23 protein-coding genes and 1 riboswitch are annotated in these 22,425 nt (G+C 58.4%); of the genes, 13 read left to right on the top strand and 10 right to left on the bottom strand.

The window, feature by feature from the left end; translation table 11 throughout:
* Nucleotides 1-50 precede the first annotated feature (50 nt).
* From AAAB35_RS25670 to AAAB35_RS25645, 6 genes are all read left to right on the top strand, one after another.
* Nucleotides 51-1,001, top strand: a complete 951-nt coding sequence (locus AAAB35_RS25670; RefSeq protein WP_340671172.1) for a sugar ABC transporter permease — start codon at nucleotides 51-53, stop codon at nucleotides 999-1,001.
* A 14-nt stretch (nucleotides 1,002-1,015) separates the two neighbouring features.
* Nucleotides 1,016-1,855: a carbohydrate ABC transporter permease gene (locus tag AAAB35_RS25665; protein ID WP_340671171.1), complete on the top strand. Its 840-nt coding sequence runs from the start codon at nucleotides 1,016-1,018 to the stop codon at nucleotides 1,853-1,855.
* On the top strand, nucleotides 1,852-2,913 hold the full coding sequence (locus tag AAAB35_RS25660; protein WP_340671170.1) for a Gfo/Idh/MocA family oxidoreductase: 1,062 nt from the start codon (nucleotides 1,852-1,854) through the stop codon (nucleotides 2,911-2,913). Before AAAB35_RS25665 ends, AAAB35_RS25660 begins: the two co-directional genes overlap by 4 nt.
* A 28-nt stretch (nucleotides 2,914-2,941) precedes the next feature.
* Complete coding sequence (locus AAAB35_RS25655) at nucleotides 2,942-3,943, top strand: ABC transporter ATP-binding protein (protein ID WP_340671169.1); 1,002 nt, start codon at nucleotides 2,942-2,944, stop codon at nucleotides 3,941-3,943.
* Between the two features lie 139 nt (nucleotides 3,944-4,082).
* Nucleotides 4,083-5,144: an L-glyceraldehyde 3-phosphate reductase gene (gene mgrA / locus AAAB35_RS25650; RefSeq protein WP_340671168.1), complete on the top strand. Its 1,062-nt coding sequence runs from the start codon at nucleotides 4,083-4,085 to the stop codon at nucleotides 5,142-5,144.
* 105 nt (nucleotides 5,145-5,249) lie between these two features.
* Complete coding sequence (locus AAAB35_RS25645; RefSeq protein ID WP_340671167.1) at nucleotides 5,250-6,569, top strand: UDP-glucose/GDP-mannose dehydrogenase family protein; 1,320 nt, start codon at nucleotides 5,250-5,252, stop codon at nucleotides 6,567-6,569.
* On the opposite strand, the gene AAAB35_RS25640 is transcribed toward AAAB35_RS25645, so the two are convergent.
* The 8 genes from AAAB35_RS25640 to AAAB35_RS25605 all read right to left on the bottom strand — a co-directional run bounded on the left by AAAB35_RS25640 (nucleotide 6,491) and on the right by AAAB35_RS25605 (nucleotide 15,068).
* Nucleotides 6,491-7,228, bottom strand: a complete 738-nt coding sequence (locus AAAB35_RS25640; RefSeq protein WP_340671166.1) for a hypothetical protein — start codon at nucleotides 7,226-7,228, stop codon at nucleotides 6,491-6,493. The two genes, AAAB35_RS25645 and AAAB35_RS25640, sit on opposite strands and share 79 nt — an antisense overlap.
* A gap of 500 nt (nucleotides 7,229-7,728) precedes the next feature.
* Nucleotides 7,729-8,193 (bottom strand): hypothetical protein, encoded by a 465-nt coding sequence (locus AAAB35_RS25635; protein ID WP_340671165.1) that lies wholly within the window; start codon nucleotides 8,191-8,193, stop codon nucleotides 7,729-7,731.
* 258 nt (nucleotides 8,194-8,451) lie between these two features.
* Nucleotides 8,452-10,155, bottom strand: coding sequence for a glycosyltransferase family 39 protein (locus AAAB35_RS25630; protein ID WP_340671164.1), 1,704 nt, complete (start codon nucleotides 10,153-10,155; stop codon nucleotides 8,452-8,454).
* The gene (locus AAAB35_RS25625) at nucleotides 10,152-10,472 is read right to left on the bottom strand and encodes a lipid-A-disaccharide synthase N-terminal domain-containing protein (protein ID WP_340671163.1); all 321 of its coding nucleotides are present in this window, start codon (nucleotides 10,470-10,472) and stop codon (nucleotides 10,152-10,154) included. The genes AAAB35_RS25630 and AAAB35_RS25625 overlap by 4 nt, the downstream gene beginning before the upstream one ends.
* A complete protein-coding gene (locus AAAB35_RS25620) occupies nucleotides 10,465-11,196 on the bottom strand; it encodes a glycosyltransferase family 2 protein (protein ID WP_340671161.1) in 732 nt (243 codons plus the stop codon). Before AAAB35_RS25620 ends, AAAB35_RS25625 begins: the two co-directional genes overlap by 8 nt.
* 92 nt (nucleotides 11,197-11,288) lie before the next feature.
* Complete coding sequence (locus tag AAAB35_RS25615; protein WP_340671160.1) at nucleotides 11,289-12,938, bottom strand: thiamine pyrophosphate-binding protein; 1,650 nt, start codon at nucleotides 12,936-12,938, stop codon at nucleotides 11,289-11,291.
* Nucleotides 12,922-14,109: a CaiB/BaiF CoA-transferase family protein gene (locus AAAB35_RS25610; RefSeq protein WP_340671159.1), complete on the bottom strand. Its 1,188-nt coding sequence runs from the start codon at nucleotides 14,107-14,109 to the stop codon at nucleotides 12,922-12,924. The genes AAAB35_RS25615 and AAAB35_RS25610 overlap by 17 nt, the downstream gene beginning before the upstream one ends.
* A gap of 2 nt (nucleotides 14,110-14,111) precedes the next feature.
* Nucleotides 14,112-15,068 (bottom strand): alpha/beta hydrolase, encoded by a 957-nt coding sequence (locus AAAB35_RS25605; protein ID WP_340671158.1) that lies wholly within the window; start codon nucleotides 15,066-15,068, stop codon nucleotides 14,112-14,114.
* A 161-nt stretch (nucleotides 15,069-15,229) separates the two neighbouring features.
* Between AAAB35_RS25605 and AAAB35_RS25600 the strand changes: the two genes are divergently transcribed.
* The 3 genes from AAAB35_RS25600 to AAAB35_RS25590 are packed head-to-tail and all read left to right on the top strand — an operon-like array spanning nucleotide 15,230 to nucleotide 17,993.
* Nucleotides 15,230-15,502, top strand: a complete 273-nt coding sequence (locus tag AAAB35_RS25600; RefSeq protein ID WP_340671157.1) for a hypothetical protein — start codon at nucleotides 15,230-15,232, stop codon at nucleotides 15,500-15,502.
* 52 nt (nucleotides 15,503-15,554) lie between these two features.
* Nucleotides 15,555-17,204, top strand: coding sequence for an energy-dependent translational throttle protein EttA (gene ettA, locus AAAB35_RS25595; protein ID WP_340671156.1), 1,650 nt, complete (start codon nucleotides 15,555-15,557; stop codon nucleotides 17,202-17,204).
* Nucleotides 17,205-17,210: 6 nt separating this feature from the next.
* Nucleotides 17,211-17,993 (top strand): BglII/BstYI family type II restriction endonuclease, encoded by a 783-nt coding sequence (locus tag AAAB35_RS25590; protein WP_340671154.1) that lies wholly within the window; start codon nucleotides 17,211-17,213, stop codon nucleotides 17,991-17,993.
* Here the strand turns inward: AAAB35_RS25590 and AAAB35_RS25585 are convergent.
* Entirely contained in the window at nucleotides 17,963-18,607 is a 645-nt protein-coding gene (locus AAAB35_RS25585) for an MT-A70 family methyltransferase (RefSeq protein WP_340671153.1), read from the bottom strand. The genes AAAB35_RS25590 and AAAB35_RS25585 overlap by 31 nt on opposite strands.
* A gap of 233 nt (nucleotides 18,608-18,840) precedes the next feature.
* Here AAAB35_RS25585 and AAAB35_RS25580 point away from each other — a divergent pair, with 233 nt between their 5' ends.
* Entirely contained in the window at nucleotides 18,841-19,449 is a 609-nt protein-coding gene (locus tag AAAB35_RS25580) for a molybdenum cofactor sulfurase (RefSeq protein ID WP_340671152.1), read from the top strand.
* Nucleotides 19,450-19,476: 27 nt separating this feature from the next.
* A riboswitch (cobalamin riboswitch) is annotated at nucleotides 19,477-19,661 on the top strand.
* A 45-nt stretch (nucleotides 19,662-19,706) separates the two neighbouring features.
* Nucleotides 19,707-20,468 (top strand): 5,6-dimethylbenzimidazole synthase, encoded by a 762-nt coding sequence (gene bluB, locus AAAB35_RS25575; RefSeq protein WP_340671151.1) that lies wholly within the window; start codon nucleotides 19,707-19,709, stop codon nucleotides 20,466-20,468.
* On the opposite strand, the gene AAAB35_RS25570 is transcribed toward bluB, so the two are convergent.
* A complete protein-coding gene (locus tag AAAB35_RS25570; RefSeq protein ID WP_340671150.1) occupies nucleotides 20,401-20,718 on the bottom strand; it encodes a DUF2293 domain-containing protein in 318 nt (105 codons plus the stop codon). The two genes, bluB and AAAB35_RS25570, sit on opposite strands and share 68 nt — an antisense overlap.
* Before the next feature lie 126 nt (nucleotides 20,719-20,844).
* Between AAAB35_RS25570 and AAAB35_RS25565 the strand changes: the two genes are divergently transcribed.
* Both AAAB35_RS25565 and AAAB35_RS25560 read left to right on the top strand, forming a co-directional pair.
* Complete coding sequence (locus AAAB35_RS25565; protein ID WP_340671149.1) at nucleotides 20,845-21,852, top strand: metalloregulator ArsR/SmtB family transcription factor; 1,008 nt, start codon at nucleotides 20,845-20,847, stop codon at nucleotides 21,850-21,852.
* Nucleotides 21,852-22,425: methylenetetrahydrofolate reductase (locus AAAB35_RS25560; protein WP_340671148.1), on the top strand; the 574-nt coding region annotated here is incomplete at its 3' end. The genes AAAB35_RS25565 and AAAB35_RS25560, both read left to right, overlap by 1 nt.

The raw sequence follows: 22,425 nt of genomic DNA, 5'->3' as shown, positions 1-22,425 counted from the left end.
TCGTGCGCCGAAAAGTCATGGCCAAGATCATAAGAGGGGTCTCGGATTTAATGAGCACAGTCGAACAAGCAATGGTTGATCGAGGCGCCGACAGGCGGCCACGGCGCTGGCACATACTGGTGTTCCTGGCGCCGGCGTTGCTGGTCTATACCGCCATCATGATCCTGCCGCTCATTGAAACGCTGCGGTTATCTCTGTTCAATGTGAAGGATGGCCAGAGCGTTTTTGTCGGCCTCAGCAATTTCAATGTGCTCTTCGGCGATCCGCGCTGGGCGGCAAGCTTCTGGAATGCTCTAGGCAACAATTTCGTGTTTTTCCTCATCCACATGCTCGTGCAAAATCCGATCGGCGTCGCACTTGCCGCCTTGCTCTCGGTGCCGAAGCTGCGTTTCGGCGCATTCTACCGAACCGCAATGTTTCTGCCGACTCTTCTGTCATTCGTGATCGTTGGCTTTATCTGGAAGCTTATCCTGTCGCCGATCTGGGGTGTGTCGCCATACCTGCTCGATCTCGTCGGTCTAAAGTCGATCTTTGCGCCGTGGTTGGGCAAGCCGGGCACGGCGCTCATCGCCGTCTCGCTCATTTCGGTCTGGCAGTATGTTGGCATTCCGATGATGCTGATTTACGCGGCGATGCTCAATATTCCCGATGAAGTGCTGGAAGCTGCCGAATGCGACGGCGTGACCGGCTGGAGCCAGTTCTGGACGATCAAGCTGCCACTTATCTTGCCTTCGATCGGCATCATTTCGATCCTTACATTTGTCGGCAATTTCAATGCATTCGACCTGATTTATACTGTGCAGGGTGCACTTGCGGGTCCCGACGGATCTACCGACATTCTCGGTACCTTGCTCTATCGCACCTTCTTCGGCTTCCAGCTGCAGATCGGCGACAAATCGATGGGTGCGACAATTGCGACCGTGATGTTCCTGATCATCCTGTCGGGTGTCTGCCTCTACCTCTTCGCCATCCAGCGGCGCATGCGCCGATACCAGTTCTAAAGCGAGGCACTCAAATGGCAAAACCAACCGCATCGCCGCTTCGCACTGGTCTCGTTCACCTCGCGCTCGGGGCCTATACGCTGATTGCGCTGTTCCCGGTCTTCCTCGTCGTCATCAATTCGTTCAAGGACAGGGCTTCGATCTTCCGCGATCCGCTCGCCGTACCAACGCCGGCAACGTTCAGCCTCATCGGCTATAATACGGTGCTGACACAGGGTGACTTCGTCCTCTATTTCCAGAACAGCTTCGTCGTCACTGCCGTATCGATTTTCTTCGTGCTGCTCTTTGGCGCGATGGCGGCTTTTGCGCTTTCGGAATATCGCTTCAAGGGCAATACCCTGATGGGGCTCTACCTTGCGCTCGGCATCATGATTCCTATCCGTCTCGGCACCGTCGCCATCTTGCAGGGCATGGTCGCGGCAGGTCTCGTCAACACGCTAACGGCGCTGATCCTCGTCTACACCGCGCAGGGCCTGCCGCTTGCAGTGTTCATCCTTACGGAGTTCATGCGCACCGTGTCCGATGACCTAAAGAATGCGGGTCGCATCGATGGACTTTCGGAGTATTCGATCTTCTTCCGGCTGGTGCTGCCACTGGTCAGGCCCGCCATGGCAACAGTCGCCGTATTCACCATGATCCCGATCTGGAACGACCTTTGGTTTCCGCTGATCCTCGCCCCAAGCGACGCGACGAAGACCGTCACGCTCGGATCGCAGGTGTTCATCGGTCAGTTCGTGACCAATTGGAATGCCGTTCTCGCCGCGTTGACGCTCGCGATTGTGCCGGTACTTGTCCTCTATCTCATTTTCTCGCGGCAGCTGATCCGCGGAATCACATCTGGAGCGGTGAAATGACAATACAAAGGCCAATCCGCGTGCTTGTTGCCGGCCTCGGCAATATGGGCCGCAGCCACGCGCTTGCCTACCATAACAATCCCGGCTTCGAGATCGTGGGATTGGTCAACAGGTCGGTCGTGTCCCTGCCGGAGGAACTCGGGGCCTACACGATCCACCCATCGTTCGAAACGGCTTTGGCCGAGCTCAAGCCAGACCTCGTCTCAATCAATACCTATTCCGACAGCCACGCCGACTATGCGGTTGCGGCAATGGAATCGGGCGCCGATGTCTTTGTCGAGAAGCCGCTTGCCACGACCGTGGCCGATGCCGAACGGGTGGTCGCAGCGGCGAAGAAACATGGCCGCAAGTTGGTGATTGGCTATATCCTGCGCCACCATCCTTCGTGGATGCGGCTTATCGCCGAGGCCCGCAAGCTCGGCGGCCCGTATGTGTTTCGGATGAACCTCAATCAGCAATCGTCTGGCAGCACATGGGAAACGCACAAGTATCTAATGAAGACCACATCCCCTATCGTCGATTGCGGCGTGCACTATCTCGACGTCATGCTGCAGATAACTGATGCAACGCCGGTGCAGGTGCGCGGCATGGGCGTGCGGCTCTCCGACGAGATCGACACGGACATGTACAATTACGGCCATCTGCAGGTCTTGTTCGATGACAAGTCGGTGGGCTGGTATGAGGCTGGATGGGGTCCGATGATGTCCGAGACTGCCTTCTTCGTGAAGGACGTAATCTCGCCGAATGGCTGCGTTTCGATCGTCATGGACCAGAACGCGAAGTCCGACGATATCGACGCTCATACGAAGACGTCGACCATCAGGCTGCACTGGGCGGAAACCGGTAAGGATGGCCGCTTCGCCGCCCCCGACGAACTGCTGAACATGGCGGGTGAACCGGGACACCAGGAGCTTTGCGATCTCGAACAAGCGTTTGTTCTCAAAGCAATACGCGAAAATCTCGACCTTGACCGGCACATGCGCGACGCCGTGCGTTCGCTCAGCGTCTGCCTTGCGGCGGATGAAAGTGTGCGGACCGGCAGGCCTGTGGACCTATAATTTAGAATCAACGAATGGGAACAAGACATTGGGTTCTTTGAAGATTGAGAATATCCGCAAGTCCTTCGGCCACGTCGACGTGCTGAAGGGCATCGACCTTGAGGTCGAGGATGGCGAATTCGTCATATTTGTCGGCCCTTCGGGTTGCGGCAAGTCTACGCTGCTGCGGGTCATCGCCGGCCTTGAAGATGCGACCTCCGGCGATATTCTGATCGATGGCAAGAAGGTGAACAATACGCCGCCGGCCAAACGCGGTATCGCGATGGTATTCCAGACCTACGCGCTCTACCCGCATCTGTCGGTGCGCGACAATATGGGGCTAGGGTTGAAGCAGGCAGGAAAACCGGCACAGGAAATCAAGGATCGTACGAAAATTGCCTCGGCCATGCTTTCGCTCGACGATTATCTGGAACGGCGTCCTGCCGAACTTTCCGGCGGCCAGCGCCAGCGCGTCGCCATTGGCCGGGCCATCGTGCGTGAACCGGAACTGTTCCTGTTCGATGAGCCGCTTTCAAACCTCGACGCCGCGCTTCGGGTAAATACGCGCCTCGAGATCGCTCGCCTGCATCGCCAGCTCAAGGCGACCATGATCTATGTGACGCACGACCAGGTGGAGGCGATGACCCTTGCCGACAAGATCGTCGTGCTCAACAAGGGCAGGATCGAGCAGGTGGGCTCGCCGATGGAACTCTATAACGCGCCGCAGACGATCTTCGTTGCCGGCTTCATCGGCTCCCCGCAGATGAATCTCATTGATGCGGCGAAACTCGGCCAAAGTGGCGCCAAGACAATCGGGGTGAGGCCGGAGCATATCGATGTCAGCAGCACATCCGGTGAATGGAAGGGCTCGGTCATCCACGTCGAGCATCTTGGTGCGGACACCATCATTTATCTTCAGACCGATTTCGGCCCGTTGACGGTTCGCCTCTTCGGCGAGCACCAATACGATGTTGACAGCACGCTTTTTGCAACGCCAATGGCGGGGCGGACCTATCGCTTCGACAATGAGGGCCAAATCATCAAGGGGTGAGGCACGGGCAGCCGAACGACCTTAAAAGATAAGGCCCGGGTTCACAAAATCCGCCCATGACATCGATGGGGGTTTGCGCCATAGTCCGGCTCGCGCGGAATCGCGCGCGGGTTGCAATATTCAAGGCAGGACGACGACCATGGGCTGGACACCGGATTCCAAACGCTACGACACGATGAAATATAATCGCTGCGGCAGGAGCGGTTTGCGGCTGCCGGCCATCTCCCTCGGCCTCTGGCACAATTTCGGCGATGACACGCCGCACGAGCTCAAGCAGGCGATCTGCCGTAAGGCCTTCGATCTCGGCATCACCCATTTCGACCTCGCCAACAATTACGGCCCGCCTCCGGGCTCCGCGGAGGCGGCGTTTGGCGAGATATTACGAACCGATTTCAAGGGTTACCGGGACGAGCTGATCATTTCATCGAAGGCGGGCTACAATATGTGGCCCGGTCCCTATGGCGAGTGGGGCAGCCGCAAATACATCATCGCGAGCTGCGACCAGAGCCTCAAGCGGCTCGGTCTCGATTATGTCGATATTTTCTATTCGCACCGCTTTGATCCGGATACTCCGCTCGAAGAAACCATGATGGCGCTCGATCATATCGTCCGATCCGGGCGGGCGCAGTATGTCGGCCTTTCCTCCTATAATTCGAAGCGTACCCGCGAGGCGGAGGCCATCTTGGAGGAGCTCGGGACGCCATGCCTCATTCACCAGCCGAGCTATTCGATGATCAATCGGTGGATCGAGGAGGATGGGCTTATCGACACGCTGGAGGACCTCGGCATTGGCTCGATCGTGTTCTCACCCCTCGCGCAGGGGATGCTGACCGACAAATATCTGAAGGGCGTGCCGGAGGAGAGCCGCGCGGCGCAGGGCAAGTCCCTCAATCCGGAATTCCTAAACGACCGCAATCTTGCGAATATTCGCGCACTAAACGACATTGCGGGCAAGCGCGGCCAGACACTGGCACAGATGGCGCTCGCATGGGTTCTGCGCAAAGGACGCATCACGACTGCCTTGATCGGCGCGAGCAAGCCGCAGCAAGTTGTCGACTGCGTCAAGGCACTGGACAATCTCGAGTTCACCGATGCCGAACTCGCGGAAATCGACACCTATGCCAACGATGCCAACATTAATCTCTGGGCAGCTTCGGCAGAGCGCAAGGGGCCTGAGCGCAAGCCCGTCAAAATGGATTGATGCCGTACATTTCCAATCGCCTGCGCCCTCAACGTCGCAGGCGATTGGCAGCGCATCGCTAATATGCGAAATGTCTGCGCAAGAAATATGTGATGGAGCCTACCAATGAAAATTGCGATGATCGGGACCGGGTATGTCGGTCTGGTATCGGGCGTCTGCTTTGCCGAATTCGGCTTCCAGGTCACCTGCGTCGACAAGAACCCCGCTATCATCGAGCGGCTGCAGGCGGGCGAAGTCACGATCTTCGAACCTGGGCTCGACGATCTCCTGGACCGCAACGCGCGCGATGGACGTCTCGTCTTCACGACCGATCTCGCAACAACCGTTGCCGATGCCGACGTGATTTTTATTGCGGTGGGGACGCCTTCGCGCCGCGGCGATGGCGAGGCGGATCTGCAGTATATCCATGCTGCGGCGGACGAGATCGCGGCCGTGATGAAACCTGATGCCGTGATCGTCATCAAGTCGACCGTCGTCGTCGGCACCAATGCCGACGTGCGGGCGCGTATTGCCAAGGCACGTCCCGGCGTTCCATTCTCGATGGTGTCCAACCCGGAATTCCTGCGCGAAGGTTCGGCGGTCGAGGATTTCCTGCGGCCGGACCGCGTCGTCGTCGGCGTCCATGATGATGCAGGCGCACTCGCGATGAAACGGGTCTATCGTCCGCTCTATCTGCGTGAAACGCCGATGATCTTAACGACACTGGAAAATGCCGAGATCATCAAATACGCAGCCAATGCTTTCCTTGCCATGAAAGTGACCTTTATCAATGAGGTTGCCGATCTTTGCGAGAAAGCCGGCGGCAATGTGCAGGACGTCGCCCGCGCCATCGGTATGGACAATCGAATCGGTTCGAAGTTCTTGCATGCCGGCCCGGGCTTTGGCGGCTCCTGCTTCCCCAAGGACACGCGCGCCTATGCCGCCACCGGCCGCAAACTCGATGCGCCGCAAACGTTGATCGAGCAGGTTGTTTCGATCAACGAGCAGCGCAAACGCTCCATGGCCGAGCGGGTGATCGAGGCGGCACGGACGAACGCGGTCAAAACCGTCGCTGTGCTCGGTATCGCCTTCAAGCCAAATACCGACGATATTCGCGAATCGCCGGCGCTGGATATCATTCCGCTGCTGCAAAAAGCCGGGCTTGCGGTCCGGGCTCACGATCCGGAAGCGCGCAACGCCGCCGAGCAAGTTCTCACCGGCGTCAACTGGTGCAAGTCGGCCTATGAAGCGGTCGAAGGGGCGGGGATTACGCTGCTTTTGACCGAATGGAACGTCTACCGCGCACTCGACCTGAAGCGGGTCGCGAAACTGATGGACGGAAATCTCCTCTTTGACCTGCGCAACGTCTATAGCGGACAGGACATTGAAGGCACCGGCCTCGAATACCATTCGGTGGGACGACCGCTGGTTGGTAGAGCCAGCTGAGGCGTTTCCGCCTCGCCTTCAAATCTCCAGCGGAAATGGTGTTCTCTCCCAGAACTTGCCGATTTTGTATGTCTTGACGTTGCTTCCCAATCGTGAAGGATTTGCGCCATCTCTGCGCGGTCTGCGGCCACTAACGCAGCGTAAAACCGTGGGCAATCAAGGTAATCGAATAATGTCTTGTTGCCTTCGAGCAGCTTCAACGCCGCAGCAAGGTCGCCTTTCATTGCCAGGATCAGCATCTCGAAGAGTTCCAGAATAGTCGAAGATATCCAAGGCATTCGCAATCGCGAAAGATATTCGTAATAGTCGTCCAAAGTCTCTATTGCATAGAGTTCATCGATGGCCGTTTCGATGATTTCTAACATATGGGCAGTGGTGTCTGGCTCATTGATATTCCAGCCAGACCTTGCAATTGGATCGCTATAATTTGACTGGTAAAAGCGGGAACCCCAGCCGGGAAATGCTTTGGTGGTGGGAATGAGGAGCCGTACAGAGTAACGAGGAGCAAACAAACGCGGATCCCTGCGGCTTTCAATGTCTACCCCCCTTAACGTGTGGCGAGCGGGTTTAATAAATACGCTGCGGCCAACCGAAGCCAGATCGGTACGACGTTGGATAAGCGGGCGCACGGCAATCTGTACATCTTTGATTGTGGTCATCTCAGTCGACTCCACTCGATGAGCCGATACTTGGTTTTATCTCGATGACAAAGAACTTGTTTACCCTCGGAAATCTTTTGGCGCTGGCGGAAGAGAAGTGTGTCATTCGCCTGCCACTCAGTCCGCGTTTGCCCGTCTTAAAGTCATAAATACAGGCTATGTCATCATCGATTTGCTCGTAAACGTCTAAACCTATCGAACCCGCTTCGCGAGGCCTTACTACACGTTGATAGGAATTGTCCGAAACGCTGTCTAGCTGCGACATAATGTAGAGTTCAGGGATAAGCTGTTCTCGCCATACATTATTAATCTCTTCCGCTGCGCGAAGATGGAACTGATTTCCGTAGTTCTGCGGCGATCCATAGTGAGCTATCGCTCCCATACTCGACGCGACATTGTTCGCTATGTTTTGAACGTCCACGTATCTCGGGCAATACTGTTTGATCGTTTCAACGTCGGCTTCATGGACGCTGGCCCAAAGGCGTTCGCCCGTATCGTCCTTAGTGTATTGGCGGGCGCGAGCCGAAAATCAACGGAATCGTGTGCGGATCGTTCTCGGCTGCAATGGCGTTGTAATGCTGGAGGGCTTCGTCAACGGGGTATTCGAGATCAGGAGCCTTCAGAGCCGATAATAATCTGACAGTAGTTCTTATTACGGGCAGTGTGCGGATCGGAATTTCACGCGCAATTGTGCTTCCGACCTTTTGCGCTTCACGAGCCAAGTTCGAAGCCGTAGCAGCGACTGCCTGAAAGGTGGTCGTCGAACCTCGTCCCTTCGGGCGCTGCTTATCTCGCGCAATGGAACCACTTCCCCCACCGTCGCTGGTCCATCGACCGCCATCTGAATTGCCCGCAGGCACGCGCGGTTGATCGGCGTTGTATTTGCGACAGAGACGCTCATACTCCCGAAGCTCCGCATGGAGCGTTCGATGCTCTGTCTCAACTTGACTTGCAGAAGGCGACATTGCGCCCGTCCTGTGACCCAAGCCTAGCCGCCTTGAGAAGAACGTCATTGGCTCGCAGTCTCCAATGCAAATCCAGGTTCGTGGAATTATTTCGCTTCGGCTGATGCATTAAATAAACCCCGGTTAATATGGGGAATATTTTCCTATAATTGCATCCCGAAAATCAATTCGACTCTAGTCGTAGGCATTTTGGACGCTTTGAAGATTCGGAGATCAGCGATTTGAAGATTCGGAGATCAGCGAGTTGATAGGGCCGGCCTACTGGGCGGCCTTGTAAAGCGTCACCGTGGTCCGGCGACCCTTGCTATAATTGATGCCAGAGACGGTTGCGACGGCGGCGACGGATTTTTCGCCGTCCGGCAGGCGAGCAATGAAACCATTGCGCTGTCCTTCATCGACCGCAGCGATGGCACATTTCGGATCGTCGAGGATGTGCTTGGCTGCGCCTGCGCCGTCGGTCAGAACGGTATTTGTGCCGGCAAGGAAGACGAGGCTGGGTTCCGCATAGCTTGCCGAAGCGAGCACGCTGCCGGGGCAGGGCTTTGCCGCCTTAAAGGCATCGGCGATCGCAGGGCTCAGCCACATCGGCGTCAGCGCCGGGACAACGCCCCAAGTGAGCAGGCCGAACGTAATAATGGCAAAGGTTGCAGAAGCTTGCAGAGCACCCTTCAAGTTGTGATTCAGGATGAGGCCGCTTGCCAATAGCCCTGCCGCGAGCGCGCTAAAGAAGGCGATGATGCCGGGAAATGAAAAGGAGCCGGTCATCACATAGGGCAGGACCAGGCCCGCGCCCATAAGCGCCAGCGTCGCGGCGGCGAGGCCGAGCAATGTCAGGCGTTCGATCCAGATCTGCCATCGGCCCTGATACGGTCCCGCCGCGATCCCGGTGTCAATCGCCCACGCCATCATCAACAGCAGCGCCGGGTAGGCCGGCAGGACGTAGTGCGGCAGTTTGGTCGGGATCAGTTCCGTGACCAACCAGAAAGGGACGTACCAGGCAACGAGAAACGCAAGGCGTGGATCTTCGCGCAGGCGGCCGAGTGCCTGCAAGCCCCCACGGATCGCCAACACGCCGAACGGCCAGATGAAGAAGACGAAGATCAGCGCGAAGTAGCCAGGTGGCGCGCCATGGCTTTCCTGTGCGTCGCCCACCTTGGAGAGAAAGTCCTTGTTGACCGATTCATTGAAGAAGGCACCGCCGCTTTTCATGGTAATCAGGATGATCCACGGCAAAACGATCGCCAGCAGAATCAGGACGCCGGCAATCGGTTTCAGCCGTGTGAGCCAGCGCCACTCGCGGTAATAGAGGCTGAGCGAACCCATGGTGAGGATACTGACGAAGGGTGTGATTGGCCCCTTGATCAGCACGCCGATGGCTGTTGCCACCCAAAATACAAGGGCGGGGGCCCAAGTTTCGGCGGCCTGCCTTCGGCTTGCCATCCACATGAAGGCGAGCGCTGCCTGGGCTATGACGACCGTTGCGAGCACCGTCGCGTCAGTCTTGGCGACCCGCGCTTCAAAGCCGAGCATGACGATTGCGGCAAGGGCTATACCGGCGAGGAGACCAGCGCTCTGCCCGAAGAGAAAGGCGCCGAGCGTTGCGGTCGCCAGCACCGCGACTGTAGCGCCCGTCACCGAAACGAGGCGGTAGGCCCAAACGGGCGCGTCGTCGTCGAAGCCCGTCAGTTTCAGTGCCGAACTCTGCAGCCAGTAGATCCCGATCGGCTTCTTGTAGCGCGATGCATCCTGAAAGCGGATATCCACATAGTCGCCGCTTTCCGCCATCTGGTGCGTGGCCTGAATATAGCGGGATTCGTCACGGTCGAGCGGCGGGATCGAAGCGATGCCGGGTACGAACGAGACGATGCAGATGAACACCAGCAGCAGGTAGTGGCTGGCCCGCAGCCGCCTCGGTGTGGTTGCGGCGGGGACAGAGTCGATATGGCTCGTCAACGCGGTCACGTGTCTTGCGTCATCGCTTTCTTCTCATTGGCTATCAGCCAGAGATTGCGAATGTAGACGACGAGACCGAGACCCTGGCCCGCAATGAAGACGGGGTCCTTGCGCACGACCGCGTAAACAAAAAGCAACGCCCCGCCGAATAGCGAAAAGAACCAGAACGTGACGGGCACGACGCTTCGCTTGGCCCGTTCGGACGCAAGCCATTGCAGTACAAACCGCATGGTGAAACAGGCTTGCGCAAAGAAGCCGAGCACGACCCAGGCGTCGAACTGTGCGACAAATACCGAGTGCAGCCAATTGGTGATAGCGTCAGCCATGGCTGATCTCCGTAATGGTTGGGACAGTCTTGCGGCGCTTTCTCAGCCACCAGACACCGTATAGATCGAGAATGCCACGCAGCCCGCGGTCGAGAATCCCGTAGTTCGACTTGCCGTGCCGCCGTTCGCGGTCAACCACATCGACATGCACGACGCCGTAGCCTTCGCGGATGACGAGCGCCGGCAGGTAGCGGTGCCAGCCATCGAAGAAGGGGAGTTCGCGAAAGATGTGGGTGTGCAGCGCCTTGAGGCCGCAACCGGAGTCGCGCGTATTGTCCTTGAGGATGGCGCCGCGCAGCTGGTTGGCATATTTCGAGGCGATCTGCTTCAGCTTGGTATCGGTGCGCTTCAAGCGCTGTCCCGCGGCGATGCCGATTGAAGACCCCGCATTGAGGAGGGCATCGGCGAGCTGCGGCAGATAGGCGGGGTTGTTCTGGCCGTCACCGTCCATGGTCACGACTATATCGCCTCTCGCCGCGAATACGCCCGACCGCACGGCGGCACTTTGGCCTGCGGATTTGTCGTGGCGCACGTGGCGCAGCGGTTTTCCCACATTGATGCGGCCAGCGAGCACGTCGCCGGTCGTATCCGTCGAGCCATCATCCACAACGATGACTTCGTAGCTGCGGCCATCCATGGCGGCATCCACTTCATCGAGGAGAAAGGCTAGATTGGCGGCCTCGTTTCGGCAGGGAATAACGATTGTAATTGCCGGATTGCTCAAGTCAGACGCTTTCGTATTGTCTCATCAGGCGGGCTCCATAACATTGAACGCACCGGCTTGCCATACCTCAATTATTGCGTCGTCAGGGGTGGTCACCGCTTATTGCGGATGTCGGTCAGTGTCTTTGCGGGTGTGATTGCTTCCGGATCGAGCCGTATTTCGATAATGGCGGGCTTGCCGCTGGCAACAGACCGCTGCCATGCGCCTTCGAACGCATCCGTGGTCTCGACGGTCTCGCCATGACCGCCATAGGCACGGGCAAGCATGGCGAAATCGGGATTGGTGAGGTCCGTCGCCGAGACGCGTCCGGGATATTCTCTTTCCTGATGCATGCGGATCGTGCCGTAGATATTGTTGTTGATGACAAGGACAATGATCGGCAGTCCGTACTTCACCGCTGTGGCAAAATCCTGACCATTCATCAGGAAACACCCATCACCCGCAAAACAGACGACCGTGCGATCGGGGTGAAGCTGCTTGGCGGCGACGGCGGCCGGCAAGCCATATCCCATTGAGCCCGAGGTCGGGGCCGCCTGTGTCCCAAAACGGCGGAAGCGATGGAAACGATGGAGCCAGGTGGCGTAGTTGCCTGCGCCGTTGGTCATGATCGCATACTCGGGAAGAACGCTTTCGAGATAGGTCATTATCCGCCCCATCGCGACCTTGCCCGCGCCAGTCTCTGGCGGCGTAGACCAGGCGAGGTAGGATTGGTGCGCTTTTTCCGTTTCGCCGGGCCAGTTGATGTGAGATGGCGGAGCAAGATGCTCGACCACTTCCGCGAACGCATCGGGCGCCGCATTTACGGCAAGCGTAGGACGATAGACCCGCCCGAGCTCGTCCGCATCGGGATGAACGTGGATCAGCTTCTGTCTCGGGTAGGGGCTATCCATCAGTGTGTAGCCGGAGGAGGGCATTTCGCCGAAGCGGCCGCCGACGAGGAGGAGAACATCGGCCTCCTTGACCCGCGCTGCGAGCGCTGGATTGATCCCGATGCCGACATCGCCGGCGTAGTTTGGGTGAAGGTGGTCGAACAGCATCTGGCGGCGGAACGAGCAGCCAACGGGCAGTTGCCATTTTTCGGCAAAGTGCGTTATCGAATGAACCGCTCGCTCGCTCCAGCGTGAACCTCCAAGGATCATGAACGGCTTTTGGGCGCCCTGCAAAAGATCAGCAAGCTTTTCGACGACGGCGGCCGAGGGGCCGGTTTCGACCGGCTGAAAGCCTTGAGTCGCGACCGCCTCCACTTTGTCGGTGAGCATGTCCTCGGGAAGGGCAAGGACAACCGGACCCGGACGGCCGGACGTCGCAACAGCAAAGGCCCGTGTGACGAATTCCGGAATGCGGCGCGCATCATCGATCTCGGCGACCCATTTTGCCGTGTCCGCGAAGAAACGGCGATATTCGACCTCCTGGAAGGCCTCGCGTTCACGGGCGTCGCGCTGCACCTGGCCGATGAACAGGATAAGCGGCGTCGAATCCTGCATGGCGATGTGAATTCCCGGCGAAGCGTTGGTGGCGCCTGGGCCGCGCGTGACGAAACAGATTCCGGGCTTGCCCGTCAACTTTCCCCACGCCTCCGCCATCATGGCCGCGCCACCCTCGGCACGGCACACCGTTACCCCGATTTTGGCGTCGTATAGTGCATCGAGCACAGCAAGATAACTCTCGCCCGGGACGCAGAAGAGCTGCTCGGCACCGTTCGCCACCAGAGCCTCAACGATCAATTCACCGCCGGTTTTCATCAGTAATGTCCTTCAATTCGCTCATTATGTCGGCGCTGTGTTCGCCAAGGCGCGGCGAAGGCCGCTCGTATTGCAATGGTGTCTTCGACATGACAATCGGCGTGCGCACCGAAGGAATGGTGCTGCCGTGGCTGTCTTCGAGATCGAGCCGCAACCCGCGCGAAACGATCTGCGGGTCATCGAACATTTCGCCGATGCGATTGATGGGGCCGGCGGGTACGGCGTTCCTGGCGCAGGCGTCGAGGAGCTCGGCGCGCGTGCGCTTGCCTGTTTCGGTTCCGATCAATGCCGTCAATTCAGCGCGGTTTTCGAGACGGGCCCGGTTGGTCAGAAACCTTGGGTCACTGGCAAGGGCGTCGCGATCGACAATCGAACAGAAGCGGGCAAACTGGCCGTCATTGCCAACGGCAAGGATCATGTGGCCATCCGATGTCGGCACAACCTCATAGGGCGAAATATTCGGATGTGCATTGCCCATCCGGTGCGGGCTTTTTCCGGTCGCGAGGTAGTTCATCGCTTGATTGGCCAGCACCGCTGACTGAACGTCGAAAAGCGCCATATCGATCATCTGGCCTTCGCCGGTCTTGGCAACATGCGCGAGTGCTGCCTGGATGGCGATGACCGAGTAAAGGCCAGTGAAGACGTCCGCTACGGCAAGGCCGACCTTCTGCGGCTCGCGGTCGGGCTCGCCCGTGACCGACATCAGCCCGGACATGCCCTGAATGATGAAGTCATAGCCGGCCTGTGCGGCGTAGGGACCGGTCTGGCCAAAGCCCGTGATCGAGCAATAGACGAGCTTGGGGTTTTCCAGGCGCAGGCTTTCATAGTCGAGGCCGTATTTGCGGAGGCCGCCGACCTTGAAATTCTCAAGCACCACGTCGGCCGTCCGACAAAGTGTCTGGACGGTTTCCTGGCCTTCAGGCGACGCGAGATCAACGGTGATCGAACGCTTGCCGCGATTGCAGGAATGAAAATAGGCGGCGGAAAGATTTTCCCCCTCGCTGCTGGTAATGAAGGGAGGGCCCCAGCCGCGTGTTTCGTCGCCGCCTGCAGGGTTCTCCACCTTGATGACGTCGGCCCCGAGATCGGCGAGGATTTGGCCGGCCCATGGGCCCGCCAGCACGCGGGCAAGTTCAATGACACGGATACCTTTGAGGGGTGCGTCAGGCATGATCAGCTGTTTACCAGTTCTTTCGTTCGATGTTCGGCGATGCGGATCGCCCAGAGTGCGAAATCAAGCATGATCTCCTCGCGGTTGATCTCGTTCAGACCTTCATGGCGCGTGTCCGCATAGATTTTGCTCTCGACATCGGTGAAGCCCAGGCGCAACAGCCGATTCTCCAGCTCTTTTATGGACCTGCCTTTTGCCGTCGCCGGATCCTCGGCGCCGCCGACCAGGTTGAAGGGAAGGCTGCGGCGCACGGTGGCCAGCAACGCGTCGTCGGTGCCGGAGATCATGAAATCGAAAATGTCGCGCCACATGCTGACGGTCGGATTCCAGCCCGAGAGCGGGTCGGCGAGATAGGCATCCACTTCGTCCGGGTCGCGTGACAGCCAGTCCGAGGCTGTGCGTGCACCCTTGATGCTGCGTCCCCAGTCACGAAAAGTGAGCTTCGGCAGGATCATGCTGGGAACGTCGGAACCGAGGAACATGCGTTCCGCGCGCAAGATGCCAAGCGCGATGCGGTTGAGGGAGGCGGAGGAGAAATTCGCATTCCAGACCGCGGCGGCGCTGACATTTTCGGGATGTTTGACAACATAGTTGAGGGCAACGAGACCGCCCATCGAGTGTCCGAACAGGATAAGTGGCAGCGCTGGCCATTGGTTGCGAGCAAAGCAATTAACGGCGTCGACGTCGTCCAGCACATGTTTGCGCCCGTTCGTTTCCGCAAAGCGCCCTGCCGGCGCTCCGGGCGCTTTTGTCAGCCCATGGCCGCGATGGTCATGGGCGTAAACCTGGAAACCCTGTTCGCTCAAGAACTGCGCAAAGCGCGCATAGCGCAAGGAGTGCTCGCTGACGCCGTGGCAAATCTGAACAATGCCACGGGGCTGGCCGTCCGCGGCCGAGACCCGAACCGCTAGTGCTGCACCCGTCGCAGTGCGTATCGTTTCTACGTCGTCGAATGCCATGCATAGCCTCCCACCTGCAATTGAAAGGGTGGCGCGCGATTAGTCAATGCGGAATAAATTCCAATGAATTCCGCACATATTATCGCGATGCTGCCTAATAATTGACCACAGAAAACTTTGTGCAATTTTATTTTGCATAGCCTCTTGCAATCGACAAAAACATGCCGCAGAAATTCACTCCGAAAGAAACGGGCTTAGAAACTATCGTCGCTTTTGCTGAAGATGCGACTGCCCATCTTGCCATTTTCATGGCCGTTCAAGGGAGAAGAGGACGCTCCCCGAATGCGGCACCAGAGGGGAAACCGGGTGACGGAAATATCCGCGCCCGGTTTCGCTCATTTTGCGGTGCGGCTTATCTTGACAATTCGGTTCATTTACCTGCCAGCCGCGAAATAAAGCGCCCGCGCATTGCCACCGCAGGCCCTTTCCCCTAAATACGGCGCAACTTCATTCACACGAAAAACGAACATCGGAGTGACGCGCGTTATGGCACGCCAATTCATTTATCATATGGCCGGTCTCAACAAGGCCTATGGCACTAAGAAAGTTCTCGAGAACATTCATCTCTCCTTCTATCCCGAAGCCAAGATCGGCATTCTCGGTCCCAACGGTGCCGGCAAGTCGACGATCCTCAAGATCATGGCTGGCGCGGATAAGGAATTCACTGGCGAGGCGTGGCTCGCGGACGGCGCGACGGTCGGTTATCTCGCGCAGGAGCCCGCGCTCGATCCCAACAAGGACGTGATGGGCAATGTCATGGAAGGCGTCGCCGACAAGAAGGCGATCCTCGACCGCTACAACGACCTGATGATGAACTATTCCGACGAGACCGCGGATGAGGGTGCCAGACTCCAGGACATCATCGATGCCAAGAACCTCTGGGATCTGGAATCGCAGGTCGAAATGGCGATGGAGGCACTGCGGTGCCCTCCGGGCGATGCCGATGTGACCAAGCTCTCCGGTGGTGAGCGCCGCCGTGTCGCGCTTTGTCGCCTGCTGCTGTCACAACCTGACCTGCTATTGCTCGACGAGCCGACCAACCATCTCGATGCCGAAACCACCGCGTGGCTTGAAAAGCACTTGCGCGAATATCCGGGCGCCGTGCTGCTCATCACCCACGATCGCTACTTCCTCGACAATGTCACCGGCTGGATCCTCGAACTCGATCGCGGCCGTGGCATTCCCTATGAGGGCAACTATTCCGCCTATCTCGAAGCCAAGGCCAAGCGCATGCAGCAGGAAGGCCGTGAAGAGGCTTCGCGCCAGAAGGCGCTGGAGCGCGAGCGTGAGTGGATTGCCGCAAGCCCCAAGGCGCGCCAGGCCAAGTCCAAGGCTCGTATCAAGGCCTATGATGAACTGGTCGACGCTGCCAATAATCAGCGTCCCGGCGATGCGCAAATCATCATCCCGGCCGGCGAGCGCCTTGGACAGGTGGTTATCGAGGCCGAGAATCTGACCAAGTCCTTCGGCGATCGCGTCTTGATCGAGAACCTCACCTTCAAGCTGCCTCCGGGCGGCATTGTCGGCGTGATCGGGCCGAACGGCGCCGGCAAGACGACGCTGTTCAAGATGATTACCGGTCAGGAGAAGCCTGATTCCGGTTCGATCCGTATCGGCGACACGGTGCATCTCGGTTATGTTGACCAGAGCCGCGATCACCTCAAGGCGGACAAGAACGTCTGGGAGGAGATTTCGGGCGGCAACGACATCATCAAGCTCGGCAAGCACGAGATGAATTCGCGTGCCTATGTCTCGGCGTTCAATTTCAAGGGCGGCGACCAGCAGCAGAAAGTCGGCAATCTTTCCGGCGGTCAACGCAATCGCGTGCATCTGGCAAAGATGCTGCAGTCCGGCGGTAACGTCCTCCTGCTCGACGAACCGACCAACGATCTCGACACCGAAACCCTATCGGCACTCGAGGATGCCCTGGAAAAATACGCTGGCTGCGCCGTGATCATCAGCCACGACCGCATGTTCCTCGACCGTCTCGCCACGCATATTCTGTCCTTCGAGGGCGACAGCCACGTCGAATGGTTCGAAGGGAACTTCGAGGAATACGAGAACGACAAGATCCGCCGCCTCGGACCCGACAGCGTCAACCCCAAGCGCCCGACATACAAGCGTCTGACGCGGTAAAGCTCCATGTTCGAGCGGCTGAAGGAACGAGGTTTTGATATCTTGCCGCTTCACCACGCCGAAGCCATCGTCACCATGGACATGGCGGGCGCGGAGAACGACCTTGAAACGGTGCTGCTCGATCTCACGATCCCCGTCACCGAAATTGTCGCCGCCGGGGGTGGTGAAGCGCGGCTGACGCAGCGTCTGCGCCGCGGTCTCGCTGAACGCGGCTGGAGCAAGCGCAATATCCGTGTTCGCAAGACCGTGCGGTGGGCCGAATATGAGGAAGAGAGGGAAGTGGCCTCTCTCTCCCATGAAATCGATCACGTGAAAGCCTTTGGTCCGCAGGCGTCGGTCTTTGCACTCGAAATCGAGTGGAACAACAAGGACCCTTTCTTCGATCGCGATCTTGAAAGCTTCAAGCGCCTGCATGCCGAGGGGGCCGTATCCGTCGGCGGGCTTATCACGCGCGGCGAGAGCCTTCAGAACGACATGCGAACGATCCTGCGGCGATTTGCGGACGAAAGGGCTGTCGATGAACTCGGGCAGCTCGACAGTTTCAACTATGTTCCGACCAGGCGGCAGCGGGAAATGATTCTGACGCGGGCAGAGCGCACCGGCGATTTCCGTCAGGCATGGGTCGATGCCTTCGTGGGCGACAAGTTCGGCGAGGCCACGACCCACTGGCGCAAGCTGCGCGATCGCGTCTTGCGGGGCGTCGGCAACCCTTGCCCGCTCGTCCTTATTGGCATTCCGTCATCGGTTGTAACGTTCGATTATTCCGCGGCCTCCGCCGCAGAATTGTAGGCATAGGTCTTCCAGGTCGGCTTGTAGTCTTCGTCGGCCTGATTGCCCCAATAGGTCCAGTTCGGCCGCGTTCCTCGAGCGAAGAGCTCCAGGTACGGTCCTTTCGAGCAACTTTCGATGAGGTCATACTGCTCGTCGGGCTTGCGCGAATGCTCGCGTTTTCGCGATGACAGATAGTTCACCTGGCTGCGACCGGGCGCAAGAGTGCGCGCATTCTTGCCGCGCACGCCAAACAGCAGTACCTCGGTCACGTTGCGGAAGTAGAAGCCGACACCGCGTCCATCGGAACCGCCGTCCTTGCGGACCTTGTGCCAGATGATGTTGGACTTGTACTCAAATCCCCAGGATTGCATCACCCGGAGCCCCTCCGGCAGAAGCGCGTTCGGGACCCAAAGATAAAGGTGCGCCGGTTGCGCAGTCAGGTCCGCGATCGGCAAGGCGCAGATATCGTCGGTTGTCATGGTGCCGTAGCGAGAGAGGCGCTTGTGCTCCGGAGCGACTTTTCCCGTGCGATTGGTGAACCGCCAAGGCGGATCGGCAAGAACCGTGTGAAAGCGCTTTCCAGCGGTTCGTTTCGCCAAATCTATGGCTGCGTCCATAACTTCAGCGTTCACGACAAACCCCCGGGTAAAAACAGAACGAAAGCAGAACGCATAACGATTGTCAATCGGAGACGATTCGCCTTTCTGATGGGTTGTAGCATGCCACATGTCCAAGGTGTTGCCGAGCGCCAATAGTTCACCGAATTCTCATCACAGATTTTGACCCATTCATCAGGCATACTGGCTGGTGTTGGCAGACTTTTTTCATATGATGCGGCGAACTTTCGGATTTTCACGGAGCATTGATGACCGACCTTTTTTCAACCGGAACGGAGATTCTGCCGGCACGCAAACTCAGCGGGCGGGTGAGCAGCCTGTTCGAGGCGCGCTCCGGCGATTTCGTTACAGCACCAGCAGGCGAACTCACGGTCACTTTCGACGGCATCGTCGGTGATTTCCATGCCGGATCGACGCGGAAATCGGGCGGGCGCGAACCCTGGTACCCGCGCGGTACAGAGATGCGCAACGAGCGCCAGCTTTCGATACTTGCCCCGGATGAACTTGTGCAAGTTGCTAGGGGCATGGGCCTTGCCGAACTCAGGGCGGAGTGGATCGGCGCCAATATGCTTATTGATGGGGTCCCGTCGCTCTCCCTGCTTCCACCCCGCACGCTCCTCTTTTTCGAGGGCGGAGTAACTCTGAAGGTCGATGGGCAGAACGCCCCTTGCAAGGTTGCAGGGCGCTCGATAGGCGAACATGCAGGGACGGCTGACCCCGTGACAACAGCGCTCGATTTCGTCCGCATCTCGCGGCGGCTGCGCGGCATCGTCGCCTGGGTCGAAAAGCCAGGAACGATCCGCGGCGGCGAAAAGGTCGATGTGCGCGTTCCCGAGCAATGGATTTATCAGCCGTGAGACTTGCACGTTTCTGAAAATTGTGGCGAATGACGAGCAAGGTCCGGTGCCTGCGGCAATTGTCGCGGGAGAATCGGGAAGCCGGTGGAAATCCGGCACGTGCCCAACGCTGTAAAGGGGATGGACGCGCAGTTGCCACGGACTTCGATCCGGAAGGCGCGCGGCTCAGATGAACCTCAGTCAGAAGACCGGCCGGACCTCATAGCTCGGACCGCGCGGACGGCGGCGAGAGTTTCAAGCGTTGTTGGGAGCAAACAATGCATGATAAACGCCATGGTCCGATTGCCGCCGATCGCTTTTCTGAGAATGAACGCGCAGCGGTCTACAAAGCCATCTATACGCGGCGCGACGTGCGCGACCAGTTCCTGCCGAAGCCCATACCCGACGACATCTTGATGCGGGTGCTTGATGCGGCCCACCATGCCCCTTCGGTCGGGTTCATGCAGCCATGGAATTTCATCCTGATCAGCGATCCGGAGCGCAAGCGGGAGGTGCATAGCGCGTTCGCCCGCGCCAATGACGAAGCGAAAGCGATGTTCTCGGACGAACGTCAGGCGCTCTATGCCTCTTTGAAACTTGAAGGCATCCTCAAGGCGCCCGTCAATATCTGCATCACCTGCGATCGGACCCGCGGCGGCCGAGTCGTGCTTGGGCGCACCCACAATCGTCAGATGGACCTCTACAGCACGGTCTGCGCCGTGCAAAATCTCTGGCTTGCGGCGCGCGCCGAAGGAATCGGCGTCGGCTGGGTCAGCATCTATCACGATGCGGACATGCGTCGCATTCTCGGGATCCCCGAGCACGTCGAGATCGTCGCCTATCTGTGTGTCGGCTATGTCGACGAGCTTTATAAGGCACCGGAACTGGAACAGCGCGGATGGCGCAAGCGCTTGCCGCTGGACGAACTCGTTTTCGTGGATGGCTGGAACGGTTGCAACGATGGAGAGCCCGTCAACTCGGATCGTCCGCGTCCGGATCAAGCAGGCGCGTCGCCCGCCACTCCGTCAATTTCCGATTGATGGCATCGAGCACGAAGAACCGCGCCGAGTCCTTATCGTAGCCGTCGTCGCGCAGGGTGTCGTAGTCAGTATGCTGATGGCGCACATGGGCAACCGTTGCCAGCCACACGGCGGTCGAAGGCGGCAGCGTCTTCATGTGCGAGGCGCCCGCCGCGGCCCGGATCGGCTCGGAATCCGAGAAGGGCACAGCGGGTAGGAGCAATGTCAAAGCCTTATTGATGGCGCGCTGGCGGTTCGTTCCTGTGCTCATTGCATCATCCTAGACGATTCTTGAGCTATTTCAGGCGCGGCAAAAAATGTCGTCCACGGCAAAAACAACTTGCTAATCGGGCGTTTGTCACATAAACATATCTTTATGTCTTTTGAGGATTGATGCATGGACAAGCGTGATCTCAACCTGGACCTTATGGTCGATACGCTGAAAGCAGCGGCAGAGCCGAGCCGTCTGCGAATTCTGGCACTGCTATCACGCGGCGACCTTACCGTTTCTGACCTTACCTCCATCCTCGGCCAATCGCAGCCGCGCGTGTCACGCCACTTGAAGCTTTTGTTCGAGGCAAGCCTCATCAACCGCTATCAGGAGGGATCCTGGGCCTATTTCCGCTTGGCTGACTCGCTCCTCGTCGGCGATATCGCTCGTTCGCTGCTCGACCGGCTCGACTTTTCGGATCCTCTCCTTGAGCGCGATCTCGAACGGCTTTCCTCCGTGAAATTGCAGCGGCGCGAACGTGCGGCCGCTTACTTCAGCGCCAACGCGACCAGCTGGGATATGATTCGCTCGTTGCATGTGCCCGATGGTGCCGTGGAAGCGGCTCTCCTCAAGATCGTCGGTCGCAAGCCATTCCAGGCCATGCTCGATGTCGGCACGGGGACGGGAAGGTTGCTCGAACTCTTTTCCCCGCTTTATGTCCGTGGGGTCGGCGTCGACATAAACCGCGATATGCTGACCGTTGCCCGCTCCAATCTCGATCGTGACGGTATTGCCAATGCGCAGGTACGCCATGGTGACGTCTACTCATTGCCGGTCGATCGTGAATCCTTTGATCTCGTGACTATTCATCAGGTCCTGCACTTCCTCGACAATCCGACCGAAGCGATCCGCGAGGCGGCACGTGCGTTGCGGGCAGGGGGGCGCATGCTCATCGTCGATTTTGCGCCGCATGAGCTTGAGTTTCTGCGCGACAATCATGCGCATATGCGCCTTGGTTTCAGCGACACGCAGATGCGCGAGTGGCTTACCGAAGCCGGGCTGATGCTCGAAGAGAGCACGGAACTTGAACCGAAAGACAAGAACAAATTGACCGTCAAACTGTGGCTGGCACGCGACCCACGCTTGCTGATTGCAGATCCCGATTTAACCTCCCGCGTCACGGAGAGTGTCTAATGAGTTTCTTTCGCCAATCGCGCCGCCCCGATATCGGCCACAATATTCGCGTCTCCTTCGAATTCTTCCCACCCAAGACGGAAGTTATGGAGGAGCGGCTTTGGGAAACCGTAACGCGCCTTGCGCCGCTCAACCCTGAGTTTGTCTCCGTGACCTACGGCGCCGGTGGTTCGACACGCGAACGCACAGCCCGCACGATCAAGCGCATCCTGACCGAAACTGAGGTCAACGCCGCTGCACATCTCACCTGCGTCGATGCGACGAAGGAAGACGTGGATACGGTCGTACGCGAATTTGCCGCCATGGGCGTCAAGCGCTTCGTTGCGCTGCGGGGCGATCCGGCAAGCGGCGTCGGGTCGCACTACAAGCCGACACCAGGCGGCTATGAGAACGGCGCTGACCTTGTGGCCGGCCTCAAGGCCTTCGCCGATTTCGATATTTCTGTCTCGGCCTATCCGGAGAAGCATCCCGAAAGCCCGGACTTCGCCACCGACATCGACATGCTCAAGCGCAAGGTCGACAATGGAGCGACACGGGACATCACGCTGTTCTTCTTCGAGATCGACCTCTTCG

Origin of the sequence: Phyllobacterium sp. (genome assembly GCF_037994425.1) — a bacterium.
Classification (GTDB): Bacteria; Pseudomonadota; Alphaproteobacteria; order Rhizobiales; family Rhizobiaceae; genus Phyllobacterium.
The sequence above is the reverse complement of the archived record's forward strand: the minus strand, read 5'-3'. Positions and strand labels throughout refer to the sequence as shown.

Coding starts and splice junctions, on each gene's coding strand:
- AAAB35_RS25670 (WP_340671172.1), top strand. CDS start 51: ATGAGCACAGTCGAACAAGCAATGGTTGATCGAGGCGCCGACAGGCGG.
- AAAB35_RS25665 (WP_340671171.1), top strand. CDS start 1,016: ATGGCAAAACCAACCGCATCGCCGCTTCGCACTGGTCTCGTTCACCTC.
- AAAB35_RS25660 (WP_340671170.1), top strand. CDS start 1,852: ATGACAATACAAAGGCCAATCCGCGTGCTTGTTGCCGGCCTCGGCAAT.
- mgrA (WP_340671168.1), top strand. CDS start 4,083: ATGGGCTGGACACCGGATTCCAAACGCTACGACACGATGAAATATAAT.
- AAAB35_RS25645 (WP_340671167.1), top strand. CDS start 5,250: ATGAAAATTGCGATGATCGGGACCGGGTATGTCGGTCTGGTATCGGGC.
- AAAB35_RS25640 (WP_340671166.1), bottom strand. CDS start 7,228: ATGACCACAATCAAAGATGTACAGATTGCCGTGCGCCCGCTTATCCAA.
- AAAB35_RS25635 (WP_340671165.1), bottom strand. CDS start 8,193: ATGTCGCCTTCTGCAAGTCAAGTTGAGACAGAGCATCGAACGCTCCAT.
- AAAB35_RS25625 (WP_340671163.1), bottom strand. CDS start 10,472: ATGGCTGACGCTATCACCAATTGGCTGCACTCGGTATTTGTCGCACAG.
- AAAB35_RS25615 (WP_340671160.1), bottom strand. CDS start 12,938: ATGAAAACCGGCGGTGAATTGATCGTTGAGGCTCTGGTGGCGAACGGT.
- AAAB35_RS25610 (WP_340671159.1), bottom strand. CDS start 14,109: ATGCCTGACGCACCCCTCAAAGGTATCCGTGTCATTGAACTTGCCCGC.
- AAAB35_RS25605 (WP_340671158.1), bottom strand. CDS start 15,068: ATGGCATTCGACGACGTAGAAACGATACGCACTGCGACGGGTGCAGCA.
- AAAB35_RS25600 (WP_340671157.1), top strand. CDS start 15,230: ATGCCGCAGAAATTCACTCCGAAAGAAACGGGCTTAGAAACTATCGTC.
- ettA (WP_340671156.1), top strand. CDS start 15,555: ATGGCACGCCAATTCATTTATCATATGGCCGGTCTCAACAAGGCCTAT.
- AAAB35_RS25590 (WP_340671154.1), top strand. CDS start 17,211: ATGTTCGAGCGGCTGAAGGAACGAGGTTTTGATATCTTGCCGCTTCAC.
- AAAB35_RS25580 (WP_340671152.1), top strand. CDS start 18,841: ATGACCGACCTTTTTTCAACCGGAACGGAGATTCTGCCGGCACGCAAA.
- bluB (WP_340671151.1), top strand. CDS start 19,707: ATGCATGATAAACGCCATGGTCCGATTGCCGCCGATCGCTTTTCTGAG.
- AAAB35_RS25570 (WP_340671150.1), bottom strand. CDS start 20,718: ATGAGCACAGGAACGAACCGCCAGCGCGCCATCAATAAGGCTTTGACA.
- AAAB35_RS25565 (WP_340671149.1), top strand. CDS start 20,845: ATGGACAAGCGTGATCTCAACCTGGACCTTATGGTCGATACGCTGAAA.